Annotated in this window: 22 protein-coding genes; 4 read left to right on the plus strand and 18 right to left on the minus strand. The window is 36.7% G+C overall.

The window, feature by feature from the left end; genetic code table 11:
• Positions 1 to 3: 3 nt before the first annotated feature.
• Both MHH78_RS16950 and MHH78_RS16955 read left to right on the plus strand, forming a co-directional pair.
• Positions 4 to 393, plus strand: a complete 390-nt coding sequence (locus MHH78_RS16950; protein WP_341168083.1) for a hypothetical protein — start codon at positions 4 to 6, stop codon at positions 391 to 393.
• A gap of 138 nt (positions 394 to 531) precedes the next feature.
• Positions 532 to 1,488, plus strand: coding sequence for an AAA family ATPase (locus tag MHH78_RS16955; protein WP_445668097.1), 957 nt, complete (start codon positions 532 to 534; stop codon positions 1,486 to 1,488).
• Between the two features lie 339 nt (positions 1,489 to 1,827).
• Here the strand turns inward: MHH78_RS16955 and MHH78_RS16960 are convergent, their stop codons facing one another.
• Positions 1,828 to 2,223, minus strand: coding sequence for a hypothetical protein (locus MHH78_RS16960; RefSeq protein ID WP_341168085.1), 396 nt, complete (start codon positions 2,221 to 2,223; stop codon positions 1,828 to 1,830).
• A gap of 81 nt (positions 2,224 to 2,304) precedes the next feature.
• Here MHH78_RS16960 and MHH78_RS16965 point away from each other — a divergent pair, with 81 nt between their 5' ends.
• Positions 2,305 to 2,670, plus strand: coding sequence for a hypothetical protein (locus MHH78_RS16965; protein WP_341168086.1), 366 nt, complete (start codon positions 2,305 to 2,307; stop codon positions 2,668 to 2,670).
• On the opposite strand, the gene MHH78_RS16970 is transcribed toward MHH78_RS16965, so the two are convergent.
• The 16 genes from MHH78_RS16970 to MHH78_RS17045 form a co-directional block, all read right to left on the minus strand.
• Complete coding sequence (locus MHH78_RS16970; RefSeq protein ID WP_341168087.1) at positions 2,671 to 3,426, minus strand: C39 family peptidase; 756 nt, start codon at positions 3,424 to 3,426, stop codon at positions 2,671 to 2,673.
• A 101-nt stretch (positions 3,427 to 3,527) separates the two neighbouring features.
• Positions 3,528 to 3,950, minus strand: coding sequence for a phage holin family protein (locus MHH78_RS16975; protein WP_341168088.1), 423 nt, complete (start codon positions 3,948 to 3,950; stop codon positions 3,528 to 3,530).
• A 74-nt stretch (positions 3,951 to 4,024) separates the two neighbouring features.
• Entirely contained in the window at positions 4,025 to 5,953 is a 1,929-nt protein-coding gene (locus MHH78_RS16980; protein WP_341168089.1) for a DNRLRE domain-containing protein, read from the minus strand.
• Positions 5,954 to 5,988: 35 nt separating this feature from the next.
• On the minus strand, positions 5,989 to 8,067 hold the full coding sequence (locus MHH78_RS16985) for a discoidin domain-containing protein (protein WP_341168090.1): 2,079 nt from the start codon (positions 8,065 to 8,067) through the stop codon (positions 5,989 to 5,991).
• A gap of 35 nt (positions 8,068 to 8,102) precedes the next feature.
• Entirely contained in the window at positions 8,103 to 9,500 is a 1,398-nt protein-coding gene (locus MHH78_RS16990) for a discoidin domain-containing protein (RefSeq protein ID WP_341168091.1), read from the minus strand.
• Between the two features lie 60 nt (positions 9,501 to 9,560).
• A complete protein-coding gene (locus MHH78_RS16995) occupies positions 9,561 to 10,691 on the minus strand; it encodes a hypothetical protein (protein ID WP_341168092.1) in 1,131 nt (376 codons plus the stop codon).
• Positions 10,692 to 10,750: 59 nt separating this feature from the next.
• Positions 10,751 to 12,844: a discoidin domain-containing protein gene (locus MHH78_RS17000; protein ID WP_341168093.1), complete on the minus strand. Its 2,094-nt coding sequence runs from the start codon at positions 12,842 to 12,844 to the stop codon at positions 10,751 to 10,753.
• 15 nt (positions 12,845 to 12,859) lie between these two features.
• Positions 12,860 to 13,417, minus strand: coding sequence for a hypothetical protein (locus tag MHH78_RS17005; RefSeq protein ID WP_341168094.1), 558 nt, complete (start codon positions 13,415 to 13,417; stop codon positions 12,860 to 12,862).
• 12 nt (positions 13,418 to 13,429) lie between these two features.
• A complete protein-coding gene (locus MHH78_RS17010; RefSeq protein ID WP_341168095.1) occupies positions 13,430 to 13,774 on the minus strand; it encodes a hypothetical protein in 345 nt (114 codons plus the stop codon).
• A 20-nt stretch (positions 13,775 to 13,794) separates the two neighbouring features.
• Positions 13,795 to 14,418, minus strand: a complete 624-nt coding sequence (locus MHH78_RS17015; protein WP_341168096.1) for a hypothetical protein — start codon at positions 14,416 to 14,418, stop codon at positions 13,795 to 13,797.
• 78 nt (positions 14,419 to 14,496) lie between these two features.
• Positions 14,497 to 15,039, minus strand: a complete 543-nt coding sequence (locus MHH78_RS17020) for a hypothetical protein (RefSeq protein WP_341168097.1) — start codon at positions 15,037 to 15,039, stop codon at positions 14,497 to 14,499.
• 16 nt (positions 15,040 to 15,055) lie between these two features.
• Positions 15,056 to 16,207 carry a hypothetical protein gene (locus tag MHH78_RS17025; protein ID WP_341168098.1) on the minus strand — a complete coding sequence of 384 codons (1,152 nt, stop codon included), beginning with the start codon at positions 16,205 to 16,207 and terminating at the stop codon, positions 15,056 to 15,058.
• A gap of 12 nt (positions 16,208 to 16,219) precedes the next feature.
• A complete protein-coding gene (locus MHH78_RS17030) occupies positions 16,220 to 16,819 on the minus strand; it encodes a hypothetical protein (RefSeq protein WP_341168099.1) in 600 nt (199 codons plus the stop codon).
• A 51-nt stretch (positions 16,820 to 16,870) separates the two neighbouring features.
• Complete coding sequence (locus MHH78_RS17035; RefSeq protein WP_341168100.1) at positions 16,871 to 17,506, minus strand: hypothetical protein; 636 nt, start codon at positions 17,504 to 17,506, stop codon at positions 16,871 to 16,873.
• Positions 17,507 to 17,523: 17 nt separating this feature from the next.
• Entirely contained in the window at positions 17,524 to 18,132 is a 609-nt protein-coding gene (locus tag MHH78_RS17040; protein WP_341168101.1) for a phage tail domain-containing protein, read from the minus strand.
• 15 nt (positions 18,133 to 18,147) lie between these two features.
• Positions 18,148 to 18,645 carry a hypothetical protein gene (locus MHH78_RS17045; protein ID WP_341168102.1) on the minus strand — a complete coding sequence of 166 codons (498 nt, stop codon included), beginning with the start codon at positions 18,643 to 18,645 and terminating at the stop codon, positions 18,148 to 18,150.
• Positions 18,646 to 18,861: 216 nt separating this feature from the next.
• On the opposite strand from MHH78_RS17045, the gene MHH78_RS17050 reads away from it, so the two are divergent.
• A complete protein-coding gene (locus MHH78_RS17050) occupies positions 18,862 to 19,164 on the plus strand; it encodes a hypothetical protein (protein WP_341168103.1) in 303 nt (100 codons plus the stop codon).
• Positions 19,165 to 19,246: 82 nt separating this feature from the next.
• On the opposite strand, the gene MHH78_RS17055 is transcribed toward MHH78_RS17050, so the two are convergent.
• Positions 19,247 to 19,951 carry a hypothetical protein gene (locus MHH78_RS17055; RefSeq protein WP_341168104.1) on the minus strand — a complete coding sequence of 235 codons (705 nt, stop codon included), beginning with the start codon at positions 19,949 to 19,951 and terminating at the stop codon, positions 19,247 to 19,249.
• Positions 19,952 to 20,013: the final 62 nt, after the last annotated feature.

Genomic DNA, 20,013 nt, shown 5'->3' on the forward strand with positions numbered 1-20,013 from the left:
CATGTGTACGATTCAATTAAAATCCCTGAATTGCCTTGGGGTGGAGACAATTTTAAGCCAAAGTTCAGTGATTATGAACCAATGCTTGCTGAGATTGTTTGCTTATATCGAGATGAACTTTTGTCATTCGAAGAAATAGGTGAACAATTAGGTATTGAATGGTGGAACATTAAACAGATGTTTAAGAAATACAATATAACTAAATATTCGATCAAAGAACGTGCGTGTCTTAAAAGGAAAAAAGACTATCCGCAAATTTACAAGCTTCACCACTCCATGAAATTATCTTTTAAAGCAATTTATAGAGATTACGGGTTTAGTCCCTCCTATTCTAAGCTTGTTTTAAAGGAGGGTGGGGAAGAGACGAATAAAGTGACGTTGCCCCCTACTTAACCCTCCTGAAAGCCATCCTAGAGCGTGTGATGCCTAATAAACACCGACATATACTGAAGCAGTTATCTAATTGTATATAATGAGTGTGAGGTGACCAAGTTGGATGATGCAAGACAAATTACAATCAATGAAGCTCGTATGAATATTACTTTTAAAAATACTGAAGAGACTACGAAGATAACTACAAACTCCACTGAACCTTCTGCTAATTTGACTCCGAGCTATCTTGAATCAATAAGAGAGATATTTCAAGAACTTGATGAGATGATTGGTCTTGAGAAAGTTAAGGAATTAATTTATGAGATATATGCTCTTCTGCAGGTTGAGAAATTAAGACAAGAAATGGGTCTTAAAGTTAACCATCATGTTTACCATATGGTATTCAAGGGCAATCCGGGGACTGGCAAAACCACGGTTGCACGGATTGTGGCGAAGCTGTTCCAGCGGATGGGTGTGCTCAGCAAAGGGCATCTGATTGAAGTAGAGCGCGCAGATCTGGTAGGCGAATATATCGGACATACTGCCCAGAAGACGCGGGATCTGGTGAAAAAAGCGCTCGGCGGTATTCTCTTCATCGATGAAGCTTACAGTCTGGCGCGCGGCGGAGACAAGGATTTCGGCAAGGAGGCCATCGATTGTTTAGTTAAAATGATGGAAGACAAACATAGTGATCTCATTATAATTCTGGCTGGATATCCTGATGAAATGGATATGTTGTTAGAAGCTAATACGGGTTTGCCATCAAGATTCCCAATTAAAATCGAATTTGATGACTATAATGTCAATGAATTAGTTCTGATTGCTGCAAAAATGGCAGGAGAAAGAGACTATTCACTCACGACAGAAACAGTATCTAAACTCAAGGATATTATTCTTGATGAAAAGTTGGATAATATAGTTTTTAGTAATGCCCGTTTTGTCAGAAATGTTATTGAAAAATCAATGAGGCATCAAGCAGTTAGATTGATGAGTAAGCCAGTAAAGCAACTCTCTAAACAAGAATTGATGACAATATTGCCTAAAGATATTGCCGAAACAGGTGATGGCAATAAGATGACGAATATAATACCACGATCAAATGAAAATGTAATCTAAAGAATAAAACAGAATAGTCAATTTTCTCATTCTTATCACCTATGGTATAATTTACTTATATCTTACTTTGAAAGGTGATAAAGAATATTTTGAGAAAACTGCATTGGGAAAAATTATTCTTCGGCATCTGTGCTATTTCATTTTTGATTTATGCTGGATTTACTTTTAAATACAACGGGGCAGATTTTAGTGGATTCGCAAATACACTAACAAACCCAATTGAAAAAATAAGTAATTATCTTATTAGCATTCAACCTGATTTCAGTAAAATTAGTTGGTGATTCTCGATATAGAACAAAAAAGCCCCCAAATGGATTAATCTCCAAATGGGGGCTTTTTTTAATTCTTCTTCTCCACAAACTCAATTCCTAGTTCAATTATAATCTTGATCAATTTTTGCTCATTACCTTTTATCTCAACATTGAACTTAGCGCAAGTTTCGTTTATTAATTTTAGCGAAAGGGCCATTTTATCAGCTTTTGAAAGTGTGCCATTTGCATATGTATTCACGTAGTCAATGACTTCATTAGCAACATTTAATACAAAATTAGCTTTGTCTTTATATTTGTCTGCAATGGGAAGAATATCAACAACCAATCGTTCAATATTACTTAAACTCATAATCTGTTCAATCTGTTTGCTTGTAAGCAAACCTTTTCGTTGAAGCCAGGGAACAATAAAAAAGCCTGCTACAATGAGCAGGGTAGTACCAACAATTATGTATAAGTCGTTCATTAATTAAAACCTCCAATTCATTTATAATATTTGATTAAATATGCTAGACTATAAGTATTAAATCTTGGGGGGATATTCAATATGAGTGATATTGCTCAATTACTCAAACCATTACAAAGAAATGTTTACCTTTTGTTAATTGAGAATTGCAATTATTCTTCGGATGAAGCAATTAAGAGCATAGCCCTACACAATAAAGTGTTCACTATCCTTGAGAATGAAAGAGATGTTGATGCTGCCGTCATTGCTGCGAAAATTCATAGTAATTATCAAAATGGAATGTCCCCTGAGTATTGGATTGAGTGGGTAACGTTATTCCAAGACGTAAGGGACACTTTTGTTAAACATATGAAAATGCCTGAATTTAAAAATCGTGAGCACGAATATTGTATAAAATGTAATTATCCTAAGTACAAGGACGAGGACTGTAGATTCTGCAACTGTTAATTAGCTTATGTACAATTTCTTAGTATTGTTATCCCAAGAAACTTTGTGTCCCAATGCCTTTAAAACATCTACCGAGACGTAGTTGATGTTGTCTTTTAGAAATCCATCAAAAACACTATTATCTTTAGTTAAAATATCTTTTACCTTATCCACCTGTCCATCATCCTTTTCTGTAGTTTGTACTGGATCAGCCTTTTCAGGAACCTTTATTTCCTTCACATCGAAAATCCAATACTGCTTACATTCAGTTTTGAAAACTGAATCAATTGCAGATACAATACCATCGTCTTTAATTCCCACTTTTACTTTTCCGTCTGTTCCGTAACTCTTATTTAAATGATTTGGGTCATACACATCAATCCAGTTTTCATTAATCCCAACAAGCAGAATATAATGCCCACCTCCAGTAAAATGACCTTTGCCCATCGAAGCAATAACCAATAGACCGTTAGAGAGTGCTGCTTTTGCATCATCAAGTCTGGGGGTCTGTTTACAAGTCAATCCGTGCTTAGTTGCAAGATTATTAAAGTAGGCCCAAGACGTTCCCTCATTGTTCGTTCTGTAACCATTATCCACTGCGTACTTAGCTGCCTCTGGTGGGAGTATTTTAGTTTCTGTTAAAGTACTAATAACCATTGCTAGACTGGTTGGACCACAAGCTGAAGTGGCTATTGTTTGTGATTTATCACTCCGAATAGAATACTTGGTATTTTTCCAACGAGGATCTTTCTGACTGTAATACACGATATTCTTCATTTTTAATTATTCTCCTTTCGAATTCTTCATGCTATAATTTACCTGAGACGAGATTTTTGGGGATACTCTAGCCGGGTAGAACATTAATTCTCGTCTTTTTGCTATTCAGAACTATCGCCTTCACCAACAGCTTCTTTTAGTGTTGTGATCCATTCTTTGAGTTTCTTAGGAATGGGAGCATTCATTTTGCCACCATTCTCCACGATACTTACTAATTCCATAAAGGCATAAGCCGCTGATATGCTATCGGTAACAATTCCATTGGTCTTACCAAGCGCAATTTCAACAATAAAAATGCTTCCAATCAATAAAATTACATAGCACTTTCGAATAAGTCCATTGGTGCCTTTCCGACTTCGCCATCCCTCTTTAGTTACTATGGCAGCTAAGAGGCCAGTTATAATATCTAAAGCCATTAGTCCCAACAACACTGTAAAGATAATTCCAAACAACCCTGTGAGTGCAGATACTATACCTGCAAATATAGCGACAACCGATTTTATTACTAAGTCAACACGTTCCACATTATTCAAAACCTCTCAAATTATTTATCAAAATAAAAAGAGGGTGATAAAACCCCTCTTTCATCAACTTATATTTAAAATATGATTACAAAATTACGATTGCCCTGTCCTCGAACACTAATATAGCTGTTAAGGTCTGCGACATTTCTTTTCTTTATCAGGATCTCAGCAACTAACTCATTATCTCCGGCTACTCTTGGCGACAGATAACCAAACAGTTCAGGATTGTTAACACTCAACTCACCGTCTATTTGATTGACTGCTTTAACCATCAGATAACCTGACATTTCACTGATTTTCTTAACATCAATTACGGAATCTAAATATTCCTTATCCTTAACGTATATCTCACTTTCAATTTCAGAGGTATATGTAACTGTGAGCATTGCACTCAAGTCAGGTTGAGAATACCCAAATGTTGATTCCAAATCCTCATAATATGGAACTTCAATCGAACCTTCTAAATACTCATCACCAATTGCTCTAATGGTAATTACAGCATTCATGTCAGGATGGGAATATCCTAGTGTAGAATCGATATCATAATGGTCTGGAACCTGAATGATACCATCCATGTCTATCTGATCAATCGCTCTAACGGTTATTAAACCAGCCATATCTCTTTCAGATATCGCAATATTGGCATCCAAGAAAGACTCATATTCCGTTCTGACAGTCAACTCGGAACTTAGGTAGCTGTTAGCCCTTGTGTGATCAGAGACGGTTAGATAGGCTCCCAGATCACGTTGTGACACCTGTATATAAGAATCAATATCTTCATTCATTGGTTTTGCTATTGTGATGATACTTGCTAATGATATGTTCGGATCAATGGTCAATAATGAATCAATGTCAGGTTTATTAGAACCAATCCTAGATTCAACCTCGGTTGTGGTGTGGACAGTTACAGTTAATACGGCATCGATCTCTTGGTGTTCTCGCCTCTGAACGGTAAGAGCTGAGAACAATTCAGGCTTTGATATAGCCATCTTTGATGGAGTCTCAGAGAACAAGGGATCTTTCTGCTGGTGTACATATAACTGAGCATCAATACTAGTTAAACCCACATCACTATCAACAGTTAATACGCCTGAGATATCATTGTCTCGTTTACCATAGACAAAGATACTGGATTCCATTTCAGAACGGCCAATACTATACACTTGAGAAGTAACGTATCGGATAATCAATTGTGGAGATCTATCAGATTCACGAGTGAAGAATGTGAGCCTATTATCATCCGAAGTTGAGATGATGAAACCATAGTTCTCTAAAGCCCCTGATTGCCATCTGGAGGCCGTCTCCATAATATCGAATTCTACATACCTCTCGATAGCATTTACCATGTAGGAGTCGTGCAGCAGCTCTACGGATTGAGGTTTGTTTGCGTCTGTGATTCCGAGTTCACGCCAAATGGTGTTAGGCTGATGGAGTTCAATATTACTATTCAATGGCAAACTTGAATAATACAATCTCAACTTTGCGCTTTCAATAATATTCAGATCAGGTATAGAATTTTTGAAATCTGCAAATTGCACAAATGCTCCGAATTCTTCATCTGTGCTTCTTCCAGTTAACATACTACGGGTATCACCATAGTTAATGGTCCGCAAATCACTTCGACTACGGGTTGTTGCATCCGCGACAGGAGAAAGCTTAACTTCAACACGTGGAGCTTCAAATAACTCGAATCCACCAAACATTTGGTTATGTGGTCTAACCTCTATGTATGATTCAAGGAAATTAACTGCAACAGCTTCCAGACTACTTTCCAGTTCTGCATTTCCACGATACATAACATCTAGACTGGCATTGATATCATTATGCTTCTCAACCTTGACACTAATGACTGATCTTAAATCATCGCCATTATGTTGTTTAACAATGAGTTCAGCTTCAATATCTTCATCATTAATACGATATAGTTTAAAACTACCCTCCATTTTGTTGGAGAGTCTATTCTTAACCGTTATGACACTACTTATTTCATTTACTTCATCCACTTACACACTTCCTATCTCATTGCATTGAGATCTGGTTAAACTGGATCTGCTTTTGCTCTAATTTCAAATTGTCCGTTTGCTGCTGTCGGGGCAGTTAATTGTGTAACGATTCGTACATAGAATTCAAACTCTTGATCAACATCGAAGAACATATTAAATAAAAGGGGATCTTCAGGCGTGAAGGGGAAGTTTGAACGTGAAAGTTCAATGGAGACTCCTGGAGGTAGTTTTTCTTTTACAATTTCCAATAGTAGATTTTGTACTTTAACCCCTAATTGATTCTTAACAATCACCTTTTGTTCTAATGTGGTTTGTCCAGCGAAAAGATTCCCAAATTCCAATCGTTTCAGTATCTCACCGAAAGAGTTGGAGTAAAACTTTCCTGCTTCGTCCTTAAACATGATACCCGAATATGTACCCACAAAAGTAGTTTGCCAGGAATCAACCTGACCCCAATAATCCTGAAATTCAACCTTAAGTGTATTATCTTGTCCAAATACTACATCTTTTTCGGATAGATTGAGTTGTATATTGAGTGGGGAAGGCATTAGAGGGGAGAATTCACCGTTGAGTGGATAATAAGGATTACCATTAAGTATTACTCTATACTGCACTCTCGTCTGATCTGCGTCATCTAAGGTTCCAACCAGCTTGTTGCCTTGGAGTTGAAGTTGAATAGTTGCTGTTGTATTCAGCAGATAGAAAGCAACATCACTAAATTTAACATCTTGGGTTGGAGCAAGTTGAATTGTTTTGACCACATCGAGTTGTGTTTTCTCAACACTATTATGGATGCTATTGTCCAGGTAATAGCCAATTCGAGTTAGGCCAATCAAGTCCTTTTCAGGAATTGTATTAAGTGTGTCAATTGTCATTCCCTTTTTAGAGATCATAGAGAGATCGTTATGGTTGATGAGTTTCCATTTACCAAACCGATATGTTTTCCAAGTTGCACCTGAGTCAAAAGAGGCAATGAACCTCAACTTTCCTTCACTAGTTTGAGCGATCTTAGTTGCTACAATTGATTTAATTGTCCCGTGGACTTTAAAGTCTTGGGGCTGTAACAATAGTTGTTCAAACGGTAAGGCTTCATAAGTCAGAGTTGGCTCTGAACCAACTTCAATATCATTGTCAGTCCAGGTCACAACTTCGAAATCTCCATTGATTTCATCAAGTGGGGAATAGTTTGCTGTCACACTGAGACTTGCAGATGTCTTCGATGTATCATCTGTGTAATACAAGACATCCACAGTATCACCTAGCTCATCGTATAGAGTAAATGGTTCGGTTTCTAGTGTGATGGTTGACTCCGTTTGATTCGGATTGTCAGTGTATTCAATGACTTTAATTGTTTTATCTTCCCACTCTTCAGCGAGAGTGAAAGGAGTTGTTTCTATATTGAATTGTGCATCAGTTTTCGTTGGGTCATCTGTGTAATAGCACAGTTCAACTTCACCAGTGAGTTCTGACCATGCTGATTCTGGAATGGTCGAGATATCCGTTAAAGCATTCCCCAATGTATAATCAGATTCTGTAGGAGATTGGTTTGTAACAAGATTCCAGATGTTATCTTTATATTTAAAATAAGAATTCTGATTCTTAATTAGAATATAAAGATCATAGGCTAATTCGTAGAACTCTAACTCAGGGATTCCAGTAAATGTGCTTCCGTCCATATTTGTAGTTACATTAATTCTATAGAACTTGAATTTTTTTGGGGAATCAATGTTGAAAACTCTCTTCTCTAAATGACTGTATGGGGAATCGCCAGAAATATTAATTAATACTTCGTGTTCTCCTGAAAAGGAACCTGTGTTGGAGCCTTCAAATGTCCAAGATCTCGGCATTCGATCAAGATTAGCACCCCCACCAGTTGCGTTTACTGCAAAAAGAGCTAATTTTGTTAAAACTTTAGATTCTCCCATATCTATTTTCCACCATGCTGCTCTGGAGCTCGCCAGCCATCCCGTTACAGAACCTGATCCACTATAAAGAATACCGTCTAAAGCTTTGTATGGATCAAAACCTGACGCTTGAGATGAAGTACTGATTACAAAGGGGGAGGGTGTATTATTGCCAGTCATAATAATTGGAACTTTAACACTGCTTGCCATTCTATCATCTCCTTTCTAGTTTCTGAATAAAACAATCATTTCACTGATACTACTTTGATGGGAACTTTTGATGTATCTATTTTTTGTTTAAATACTTTACCACTCCCCAATGCGACAGCACTAGCTTGCACGTATTGTCTAGTTAAGATTGGTAAGTTTAAGTCTATAATTGTTGCTTTTTCCATTCCGTAATGAATATAATCTTGTTCATTGGCGGTTTTAACACCTAAGCTTGAAAGTATTGGTGGATATTCCCCTATCATTTCCATTTCGCAAAATGTAAGATATTGATCTCCGTTATTGGCAGTGATATTGATTCGGTATATTTTATAGCGAGTTTCATTGTTAATGGAGTAATAGTTTTTAATATTATTTGCAAATGTTTGGTTGATTTGAGTATCAAGCACAGTCCAAGTACTGCCACCATCATTGGAACCTTCAAAAGTCCAGTTTTTCGGCGCTCTAGAACTAAAACCCGATTGACTTTCTAATGAATATTTTTGAATTATTTCCTTTGACGGAAACTCATAAGCCAGCCATCCTGTTTTCACATTCACATTTGTGTGAAAATATGTATTTGTTTTCCCATCAAAAGCCTGATAAGGGGAAGTTGTATCTAATGGAGTGATATTTGTAGTAACTCTCCCACTTGGGGTAGTATTAGAGGTCATAATTGGAATAGCTACGGTATTACTGATTAAGGTTTTTACTTCACCATCACCTGATGAAATCAAGAATTTATTGGTCAACACTATACTCGAAACAAGCAAGCCATATGTGATTCCACTAACAACTTTGCTTTCTTCGTTTGTGGATGTAGTTACATAATTCCCACTAACTAAGTTTAAAGTCACCGCAGACCCCATAATAGACTTACTCAATACTACACTGCCTGAATAAGCTGTCACTCCAGTGCAGTTCAATATTGCAATGTTAGTGAAGCTTGAACTAGTAGTTCCACGTATTAAATTAACAGATGCATTGTCAGCAGTTAACAATTTAAAGTTTTTAATGAGTACGCTAGTCATTATTACTGATGATGAATTTGTCCAAAAGGCTGCGCCACTTCCAATGCCTTCGAATATACAATTTTCATAAATCAATGAAACCGCCCCTGTAGAAGAATTCCAAGTTCCCATATTTTTAAAATATAGAAACGTAAACTTCTTCGTAGTAGCCGCCGTATTACACGCTAATCCACCAAAATCAATGATTGCATAACTATTCCTGTCCGATTGTAGAGTGAAGCTTTTCGTTTGAAATGCTGTTACATCTGATACTGTATATGTCAACCCAACAATTGGTGACAATATAATCACATCTCCAGATTGTGCAATGGTACTTAGTGCTTTGTTCAGTGTCAAAAATGGTGTGCCAATTGATCCATTTGAAGTATCGGCTCCACTACTTCCATTTACATAATATGTTGCCATAAATATACTCCTTTCTTTAAAAACTAAATAAAAAACATCTTTTATTCAGATGTGTTTTGATCAGCCCAATGTTATTTTGTTTGTATGACGCTTTGACAAGTCAATAGTATGCTCGAAAATTTTACCGGAACCTGATATGAGGCTTGTATGAATAATCTCTTTTATGCTTTTTATATTCTGATTAAAATCATTAAGCATATCAATTCCATTGCTTATAAAAAATGACTCATCCATACTATCAGCGCTTATAAGTTTATTATATTTTTTATAATATCTCAGTTCCCCTATAGAGAGACTAGTTGAGCCATTGTTAGCTGTTATAAGTATTCTATAGTAAAGATAGGGTGTATTATTTGAAAAATCAAATAATTTTCCCACTCCCTGATCCACTGCACTATAGACAATATTGGTTTGAACGTCTAAGTCAATCCAAGTTGATCCATTGTTGCTCCCCTGTATTTTCCAGGTCTTTGGTGCTTGTACGCTTAAATTAGAATAATTAATTGGAGCAAGTAAGTAAGCGTCTATAACAATAGGTGATGGATATTGATAACAAAGCCAATCCCCAGAGGTAAAAGTTTTATACCATCCAGCACCACTAGCAGAACCATGGCTACCATCAAAAGATAAATATGCAGTTGCACTATTATCAGAAGAAGTCACAGTACCTGAGGGAGTGGTATTGCTTGTCATGAATGGTGCTGTCTCGCCGTATTGTTTGTTTGTTGAATAATATTTATCACCCGATGAAAGTAAGATTTTATTGGTCACTCCAATACGTACCAATAACTCTTTGGTTTGGCTTATAGTTGTAAAAATGATTACTCCATCTGAACTATAATTGATGCCATTGTCGTATGAATGAAACACTTCAATTTGTGAAGCGCCTCCAGTATTTGAGTAAGATTTTGCAGCTACTTTCCCAATGAATCGCGTTGTATCAGGCATTTTAATAATAAGAATCCCCTTATTACTTGGTGTATCGTATGGTACATTTCCATCACTAGGGACAAACCACTTAGCTGTATCTGTAGTGCTTGCTCTATTAATATAATTATGTGAAACTAGATTTGCGTTACTTATCGAAATTAAGGTGTTTTTCTCATCAAAGAATTGAATTAAATCAAAGCTCTCATAAGTATAAGAAGAGCCTAATGAACCAGTTACTTCAATCTTAATATAGAGGGGCATCAAACTTCACTCCTTTCCAAGTAATATCCTTTGCATAAAAAGAAGTAGAAATAAATATCCTACTTCACAATTAGCGATTGTATCTCAAATAACTTCTTCAAATCAACATTCTTCTTAAACACTTTTCCACTCCCTATTGTTCCAGTCACACTCATAGGATTCACAAAAGCAGTTGGCTTTCTATCCAGCACAGATAAATCCTCCATGCCATCAGTCTTAAATGTATCAATAGAAGGAGTAGAGGTGGAGATGGTTTGCCAATGTGCTGGAATTGCTGGTTCTCCTTGCTCCAACATTTCCAATTCAATAAAACCCAGGTTAGTACTATTCATTATAGTAAAGTTAAATCTATAGTATTTATAAGATACCGTATTTGAAACATTGTATTGATTCGTTCCATTCCAAACCGTCTGACCCACCTGAGTATCAATAATCGTCCAGTTTGAATTGTCATTTGAACCAAGAAATGTCCAGGCTTGAGGTGTAAATGTTCCATTGGGTGAAAGCTTATATTTTGCAATGGTTTTAGCTTCAGGGAACATATATTGCCACCATGCAGGAAGAGGATTTGTTCCAATACTCCAAGCTGTTCCACTATTTTTATCTAACGCCACGTAGGCCACATTACCATTTACACTTGCACTTGCTTCGCCATTTGGAAGTAAATTGCTTGTCATTGTTGGGATCACACTTGCTCCATCAGTAGCAGCTTTTTCTTCAACCCACTTTTTATACTCTCCATTGTTATGAATTAGATGTTTAAATTGGGATAGACTGATTTTCGCGCTGTAGTAAATGTTGGTACTATTAAAATATTGTCTGTATACCACGTGAAAAGTTTTTCCAATTATAACTGGTTCAGGAGACATGTAAGCATAACTTTTATCAATCTTTAATTCCGTTAAACTTTCACCATCGAATTTAGCTAAATAATGAAGACCTGTCCAAGGGTTAGTTGTAGTAGTCAGATCGTAGGTCAGGTCAAAGTAAAGTTCATCATTAATGGTTCCCATGTACGTACAACCAGGATTGTTGTTCCCTGCAAAACTTTTCGATACGATTCTAGTTAAACTATCTCCAGTCTTTTTATAAATATCAAATCTATTGGGGCTTTGAACACGCATAGAAATATAATGTTCATCTTTTATTTTTGTAAAACATAATATTTGATAAGTTGATCTATCAGTTGTAAAGTTTTTGATTTTAGCGAAACTGTCTATTCTGGCAACAGAACCTGTAAAACTATTACCATCAAAAAAATCGTAGCCAAAACCAGCAGTATATCCACCACCTGTATTATTTATTCTTATTAACGTGAACATATAGTCTTCAGTACTTTCGATTTCTAGCGACATGCTTCCTGATGGATTCAATGCTAAAATGTTTTGTGAAGTATTATCTGAATCTATCTTATCAAGCAGAAAAAATGTTGAAGACCCAGTGAATGCATTATATTGAACATATAAGTTATTTTTAAAAACTATTCCCTTGTTGAAAGAAATCGAATTTGAATAATTATTGTAAAGAACTTTAAATGTGCTAACTTCATTGTCTACAACAACCAAATGAAGCATATTGTATGATTCCGACATGCATATTATATACAATTTACCATTCACGCTATAAACTCCATTATTTAAAAATCGAAGATTATAATAATTGTTTGGAAGACTATATGTCTTTGTTGATGTAGTTGAACCATTGTACGAGAATATAGCGTTTGTATATTGCTTGGACGTGCTATTATATCCGGTTATAAATATTAATAATTCTCCATTATGAATTATTGTATTTATGGTGTTAAGAAGATAACCAATTTCTAGAGAAAATAAGGCTCTGGTGTTCACAGTAGAAGAACCTTTCTCTATAACCGATAGGTATGCCTGATTTGCATTATAATTATTGGAAGTAGGGTATTCACTCCATATCACACATAATTTATCTTCCAAGACAATAGTTTTGTTGCTGCTGTAAATACGATACCCAGGCCGTGGGGTAATTAGATACTGGATGTTCTCGTGTTTATTAGAAATAAGGAGATTGCTCTCATTATGGAGTACACTAAAAACACTCTTTCCATTTCTTACTTGAGTAACAGAATTTGCTGGACCTAGTTCACCTGCATCTGTAAATTTCATTTTAATCTCTGTCAATTTTACTCCACCTCCTCACTCAACAAATAGTAGTTTATCGATTTTCTTGAAAAAAGACTTAGGAATGGATCTGGTCAATAATCCATCATTGCCTAATTTGGTCATTCTGTCTCTGTAACTTTGTTTGATTTCAAGAACTCCATCTGAAGAATTGACATACGCATTATCATATTTATCAACCACATCGAATCCATCAATGGTTAGTGTTACGTTGCTATTTGTGGGCGATATCAAGATTTTTACACGAGCAAAATAGCCTACTGGAGTCGTAATTGTTCCTGTTGAAGCATCAACTTGCTCCCATTCTGTCCAGGCGTAGCTATCAGGCGAAGATTGTGTATAAATATTATAATTACCTGTGCCCGATATGGTTTTTGCAACATACTTAAATAAGGCAACCTTATCTGCGATACGTATGGGTTCAGAAATCCAGTACCCTTCAGGCACATATATAGGAGTGTTACTGTCGTCTTTCCCTAATTCAACAAGTTGCAATTTCCCATCCTTGAATACAGTATTGTTGAATACACCTTGATTTAAATCAAGAGGAATTCCTATTTCTTGCGTTGCCATCTCATCACATCCTTACTTAAAAAATTCTTCGAAGAATGATCCACTAATGGAGTCAATCGCTGTTCCATCGGTAAGGTTGAATACCAACGAATTGAATTTAACGTCTTTGTGATTCCCACCTAAGTGAGCCTCGATAGGGTACGAATTCGTTTGAATCACAGTTTTGATTGCATCCACCAGTTCAGATGTTCCAGTAACATACATTGAGGAATATGTACCAGCAGGAACGTTAAAAGTGTAGTCATGAACACCTGATGAAATGGTGATTTCATTGTTTGATGTTGTCACGACAGAAGTATCTCCGATGGCTTTATTGCCCCAAACTCTCCCATAGGTGTCTGTATAAAAGTTTTCCATTTGCAGTTTCCTTTCTATAGTTAAATCAGTTCCCAGTTATACACTCCAGCCTGATTCTTAATAAGTGGAGCATGAATTCTATTTGCAATAAGGCCATTAACTCTAAACACCAATTCACCGTCTAGATCTTTATCTACAGAAATCTTGATCTCTAGATAGGGAGGAATGTTTTTATCCTGGGGGATATGTAGCAAATTCTTAAAGTGGATATTCACATCTTCAATCTGCATTGGTTTTTTGTAGCCAATAACATGTTGAGTGATGTGTCCTTTAATCCGACCACTCGCAGTCTTAGAGAGGAGTTTCGCATCTCCGATAGCATCCTTATATTGAGTGATGTCGTTATATAAAATAGCTCTACCTGTTAATGGATATTCTATACCATCAGCAATGTAGGATATTTGAATTCGATTTTTGTTGATATTAAATATGCCGTTAGCTACATCAAAATAGATTTGTGATCCCATTCCAATAAGACCAAACCTGATTAATTCATTCTTATTAATTTGATAAAAACTGTTTTCTTTTCTGTCATCGAAGTTATATTCAGACAGATAAGAACCGTCCACATTTTCGGCAATCCAAACGAAATTTTGCAGTTCTTTAACTGGAGAGAAACGGTATTGATTATTGCCTAGAATCATAAAATACCTCCACATTGTATTGTTGAGAAAAATAGAAAAGAGACACCAGCAGTGCCTCTTAGTAAGCATTATTTAATATTACACGTAACGATAACTGACACGGATTTTGAAGGCTTGCTGTCCACTTTTAGCTTCCAACGGTACATCTGCTTGAAGACTTACTGTAGCAAAGTTGCCAGCAGCATCAGCAGCCACACCATTGTTTTTAACTCCAAGGATTTCTTTAGCTCCTGGTTTAAGTGGAGTGGGATAGGTAGCACCTGTATTGTCTTTCTTAGTTGTGCCTGTTGTTCCAATAGGCTTTGTGTAGTCCTTACCGATACGAGAAGACTCCTGTGCCAAATCTGTTTCGCCTAGGGAGTCTACTTGGCAATGGAACCAGTTATTCTTTACGACCTCGATTTCGCTACCAACAGTGTTACCCAAACCACCACTCATATCACGAGTTGTGATTGTGCAGTCTTCCATTTTCGAAACATCTGTGGTTCCCCCTTTGTTATTCCAAATGTTGAACGTAAAAACGGGGGAGAGATCATCTGCATCAATGACTCCAAAATTAAAAGGCGTTGTTACTACTGCGGTATTTAAACTGTTATACCAACTGATCACCGGGTTCGCCATGTATGTATTTCTCCTTCTATATTCTTATTTTTAGATTAATTGTTATATTGTAAATTCCTAATCCTTGCGTGTTCATATTGAGTCTAAAGATATCTCCAACAGTGACATCCTTACTTTTAAACGCGACTAGTTTGTCGTCTACATTGGCATTAGGCTCAAATCGTAATCTACGGTCTGTTATTTCAGTCCAATTCTTAAGATTCCTCGTTCGTTCAAGACTGATCTCGGTAACCATTTCTCCTGCAATCTCGCAATATCCATTCATTTCAATGAGTTGTCCAGCAAAGGGGAAGGGAATGAAATTTTCGATAACACCTTGAACAGCATCGGGGAGGGAAAAGGTAATGATTCGATCTTTTATAGAATCGGGGTATGATTTTAATTTGAGATGTTCTGCTACGGACATTAATCCGTCTTTGAATTCATTTACCGTCTGAAGATTTGATCCGAATACATCAATCTCAATCCACTGGTTTCCGTCATAGCGGTATCTCTTACCATCTTTATAGGTCTGAACAGTCCAACCAACTAAAGGATTAGGATATGTACTTCTGACCTCAGATAGAGTGGCTACTGGCTCCTTGAAAACCAATCGTGTGGTTTGATAAGCGTCCAATGCCAATATGGTTGCCTTATCTGCTTCCTGTGCAGCAATATTCGCTAAGTCAGTAGCTGCCTTAGAGTCATCGATGACTTGTTTTGTTTGATTTAACAAGACTTCGATATCACCAATTATGGTTTTATTCTCATTTATTTTCTCTTCAACCTGATCTATGTAATCCTGGAGCGTTGAAACAACATCGGGATTACGATGGACCATTGCGTAGATTCTGCTTGCAGGGTAGAGGATTAATCCAGTCGCCTTATATCTGCATAAGGGAGCTGTACCTTCTAATGAACTATTGACCTGTACCACTCCAACCGAGTAATGAACAAGGAACTCATTAGGAGCGAGAAATGGACGATTTTCGTATATCTCTTGATCAATCTCCGTCATTCCAGCAATTTGTACTCGATCTGTGCGTGATGGGATTTCAAGTAGAGTGATTTTCCCATTGATAACAGGTAGGACATCTGCACGATCAATATAGGGGTCATCTGGTTTACCTGTTCGTCTAATGATTGTTAATGGGTCATTGTATTCTAGATATGTATTTAATTCAGTCAAGTGTTCACCTCCTTACTGGATACGTTTAAATTGATAGCGAAACTTGATCTTGGCATTACCCGATATTTTTAACACATTCTTACCCACTGGAAATTTCAGATAGTTATCGTTGAAATCTGAATACCGATAGATTATCGGATTACTGGATTGAATATCCTGATTCTCGTTATTTACGTACACTGTTTCTTGATCCACAAGATTAGTAAACTTAAATGTTTCATTGTTATGAGATGTATTTATAATTGAAAAGTCACCATTTCCTAACTTGGTAATCCATATCTCCGGTTCACAATTCCGATTTCCTTTATTCTCAAATACCATTACTGGTTCAAATGTCAATGTGAAGTCGTTTTGAATAGAGGGAGGGTTGGAATAATTAGAGGATTCAATGATAATGCGGAGAACCACTTTGAGATTGTACATAAATGTTGATTCATTGATATCTGGTATGTTGCCACCATTAATGCAATTTCGCCATTCCGTCCAGTTGATCTGGTCATATGATGTTCTTGTCTGCACGGTAATTCTTGCATCTCCCGATACTGATTGATTCCAAGAAATCTTACTGATAGCCCCATCCACATTTAAAGGAATAGTGATTGCGTTGGACACGTAGACACCTTTTAAATTACATAGATAATTCCAGCTTGTCATAACATCACCTTATTCTATCTTCCCAAATGGCTTGAAAAGTGAAGCAGGACCACTTTCTTTCCACTTAGCAATTCGGTAACTTCTCCAATTAGCGTTTTTATCTATAATTGTCGCTCCATCAACTTGAGGCCATGCAGGTTCAAGGTTGGAGGATTCTCCGGCTTGAATACATAAATAGAAACGGCCATTATCTATGGTGGGGATGACGATATCATTCAGACTATACAAATGTGAGGAGATCCAGGTGTTGGCTCCTCTAATATCATTAACCTGACCATTATCAGATACAGGATAGATAGGCTCAGTAAAACCGGAATGCCCGGCCTGAACTACAGTGTAGTAGTGTCCATTATCTCTGGCTGGAACAACTACAGAACCAACAGCGTATAGTTTTAACTTTTCCCAGACTGGAGCTGCTGTCCCAGTACGAATATTGGCCCATCCAACATAGCCAGAGCTTATCGTGAAATTATTCCACAATCTTTTTCCTGCATAATATAGACCAGAGATTGGAGGAGAAGGTGCATATTCTTCAGATAGTTCATCAAGCTTTTGAAAATTATCGGACAAGTCTTTTAAAGTCGTTTCAATTTCATCTGTAATACCGGGTTTTTTTAGTCCAATCTTAGTTGTACTTGTCGCCATCTATTCAACTCCTTTCTTTATAAATCAGACCATTTTGTTCCACTGGGATAATTACTCCACTTCGGCTTTGCTGGATTAAGAGTGAGACCTCCCTGAGCATTAACAATGAGGGATGATTGTTTCTCACCTGCATTAAAATCAAGATTCTTAATCTCAGCGTAGGACTTATCCCAAACATATTCACGGCTTGTCATAATGGGGGAATAAGCATAGGGAGAATCGCATCGGAAGGTTAATTTGATGTACCCTTGACGTAGACAATTGTGTACGAGTGTAGCGTCCTCAACTACCATAGCATAGTAGATTTTTTCTGGATCAACACCAATTTCATTCGTGAAATAAAGTTCTTGATAGTAATCAGGAGATGTAAGCCATTCAGCTACTTCGCTGATTTTCTGGGAATCCCATGTATCCATAAATGCAAAATTGACAGAGAATTGAAGTGGCTTACGAGTAACACCTTGAAAATAAGGCTTATCTCGACCTCGAATGGATTCTTCAATGATTTCAGCAGATGAGGCAAAGGATTCTTCTTGCATTCCACCATCTAGGTTCACGTTATAAATCCCGTATTTGGTTGATTTCTCGCCAGCAAAGGAGAAGAAAAGGGAGTCGCGTATTGTCATTTCATCACCTTCTTGTTACATATTTATTGTCTCAGCACCGTCTTCAATGGTTGTTTTGTTACCGAGACAGGTGGTTACCTCAGATCCTACTGTAGCGACAAGTTTGTCATTCAATTTAACATTCTTACTATTGCCACCAGTAATTGAACCTTTACCGGAACCAGAGATCGGTGAGGTTGCTGTATACCTCTTTGTGCTAGTACTTGTGGGGATGGCAGGGTATGCCTCCCAAGTTTCGTTAGTCACATCTCCAATTTTGGCTACACTCTTGCCGTTTACCTTCATTTTATTGGTACAAGAAACTGTGCCTACAATCTTGGCTCCAGTGTTCCCACTTCCACCTGACACCCAGTCATAATGCGGTATAACTGGAATTGCATTTCCTTCTGAATCATTCCCCCCACCAGTGTAATAAGCGACTTCCCAATTTTCGATTGAGTAGGTAACATGCCCTTCTTTCGTAGATTCAGTGATTTTGGAACCATCAATAGCAACTTTTGCGATTATGATCACATCCTTGTAAATTACATAATAAAAAACCCTTGATTTATAAGGGTTTTATTATGTGAAAATGCTTATGAAATTGTTATTTTATTTAAAAAAATTGATAACATTCTACAGGTTGTTGGAGTTAGTTTATGTACAAAAAAGTATAATTCTAAAACTCTCCTATGAAAAATAGTAGAATGCTATAATAGATTTACCAATATTTTCAGGAGATGATCAATAGTGAGTACGCAACCAGAAGGAGATAAGATTTTACCAGAAAAAGAATCGTATGCTGATACTCTTTTGAAGCAGAAAGCGACTAAAAGAAGGAGAGATGGTACTCTGGCTAGTATCATAGGGATTTTATCATTATTTATTCTTTTGCTACTGTTTATGATGATACGTTCTTGTGACTTTTCAAACTCAGATTATAGACCGACGAAGAGTATAAAGGACATGACGAATAAAGAGTATAATGATTTTATGAAATGGAAAGAAAAAGAAATACAAAAGGAAATTGACAAATCGCCTGCGTTTAAATAATAAATGTAAATAACGTTTGAGGAAAAATAATGAAAAGAAGCATCGAATATGATGCTTCTTTTAGATCTTCCTTAATTACTTCTTACATCATGTACGCCTGCAATCCATTATAGGTTGAAGTACCCTTAGTAGCATAGTCTAATGCTGTTTTTCCTGCATTATCTTTCAAGGTTGCGTCAGATTTATATATGTTCGTTAATTCACCAAAATAGAAGATGCTCTCGTTAATGACGCTTAGCATAAGTGGCGTTTTTCCTTCAGCATTCTGTAGGTTGGGATTTAACGCATTTACTTTAATAGCAGAGTATAGTGCGAAATTGTCCTCTAAGACAGCATAGTGCAGTAATGAGTTTTTTGAATCACTGTCTTGTGCATTCACTGAGAATTCGCCAGCTGCTATTGCGAGTTTAATCTTGTTGGCATCTAATTTTCCATTAGTAGAAAAATTCTTATATAGTCCTTTCACATACTCTCCTCCGTTTGAATTAACACCTGTTTTGGTAGTAGACGTAGTTGAATTATTGGATGCTGAAGATTCAGCCTTAAAAGTAACGGTTGATGATGTTACATCAGTAACTTGATATCCAAATGAGTTTCCTGCGTCTCTGACTGGTAGATACAATTTATTGTTAACCGTTACAGCCTCAACTGAAGTTTGTTTGCTGTCTGTAATCAAACTTACGGATTTAGGAGTAGCTTTAAGGTAAGTGGCAGCACCAACAGTCCCTCCGGCAGTTACACATATTCCAATAATTAAACCCAAAGCAAAAGTTGATATTTTTTTCATTCTTATGTACCTCCATAAAAAAATATGATATACCTAATACTACCATATATCGGCATATTCTC

This window comes from Paenibacillus sp. FSL H3-0333, from assembly GCF_038002805.1.
GTDB classification, from domain to species: Bacteria; Bacillota; Bacilli; order Paenibacillales; family Paenibacillaceae; genus Paenibacillus_AQ; species Paenibacillus_AQ silagei.

Coding starts and splice junctions, on each gene's coding strand:
- MHH78_RS17035 (WP_341168100.1), bottom strand. CDS start 17,506: ATGGCGACAAGTACAACTAAGATTGGACTAAAAAAACCCGGTATTACA.
- MHH78_RS17055 (WP_341168104.1), bottom strand. CDS start 19,951: ATGAAAAAAATATCAACTTTTGCTTTGGGTTTAATTATTGGAATATGT.
- MHH78_RS17005 (WP_341168094.1), bottom strand. CDS start 13,417: ATGGCAACGCAAGAAATAGGAATTCCTCTTGATTTAAATCAAGGTGTA.
- MHH78_RS17040 (WP_341168101.1), bottom strand. CDS start 18,132: ATGACAATACGCGACTCCCTTTTCTTCTCCTTTGCTGGCGAGAAATCA.
- MHH78_RS16955 (WP_445668097.1), top strand. CDS start 532: ATGAATATTACTTTTAAAAATACTGAAGAGACTACGAAGATAACTACA.
- MHH78_RS16970 (WP_341168087.1), bottom strand. CDS start 3,426: ATGAAGAATATCGTGTATTACAGTCAGAAAGATCCTCGTTGGAAAAAT.
- MHH78_RS16965 (WP_341168086.1), top strand. CDS start 2,305: ATGAGTGATATTGCTCAATTACTCAAACCATTACAAAGAAATGTTTAC.
- MHH78_RS17015 (WP_341168096.1), bottom strand. CDS start 14,418: ATGATTCTAGGCAATAATCAATACCGTTTCTCTCCAGTTAAAGAACTG.
- MHH78_RS16995 (WP_341168092.1), bottom strand. CDS start 10,691: ATGCCCCTCTATATTAAGATTGAAGTAACTGGTTCATTAGGCTCTTCT.
- MHH78_RS16960 (WP_341168085.1), bottom strand. CDS start 2,223: ATGAACGACTTATACATAATTGTTGGTACTACCCTGCTCATTGTAGCA.
- MHH78_RS16990 (WP_341168091.1), bottom strand. CDS start 9,500: ATGGCAACATATTATGTAAATGGAAGTAGTGGAGCCGATACTTCAAAT.
- MHH78_RS17010 (WP_341168095.1), bottom strand. CDS start 13,774: ATGGAAAACTTTTATACAGACACCTATGGGAGAGTTTGGGGCAATAAA.
- MHH78_RS17020 (WP_341168097.1), bottom strand. CDS start 15,039: ATGGCGAACCCGGTGATCAGTTGGTATAACAGTTTAAATACCGCAGTA.
- MHH78_RS16985 (WP_341168090.1), bottom strand. CDS start 8,067: ATGGCAAGCAGTGTTAAAGTTCCAATTATTATGACTGGCAATAATACA.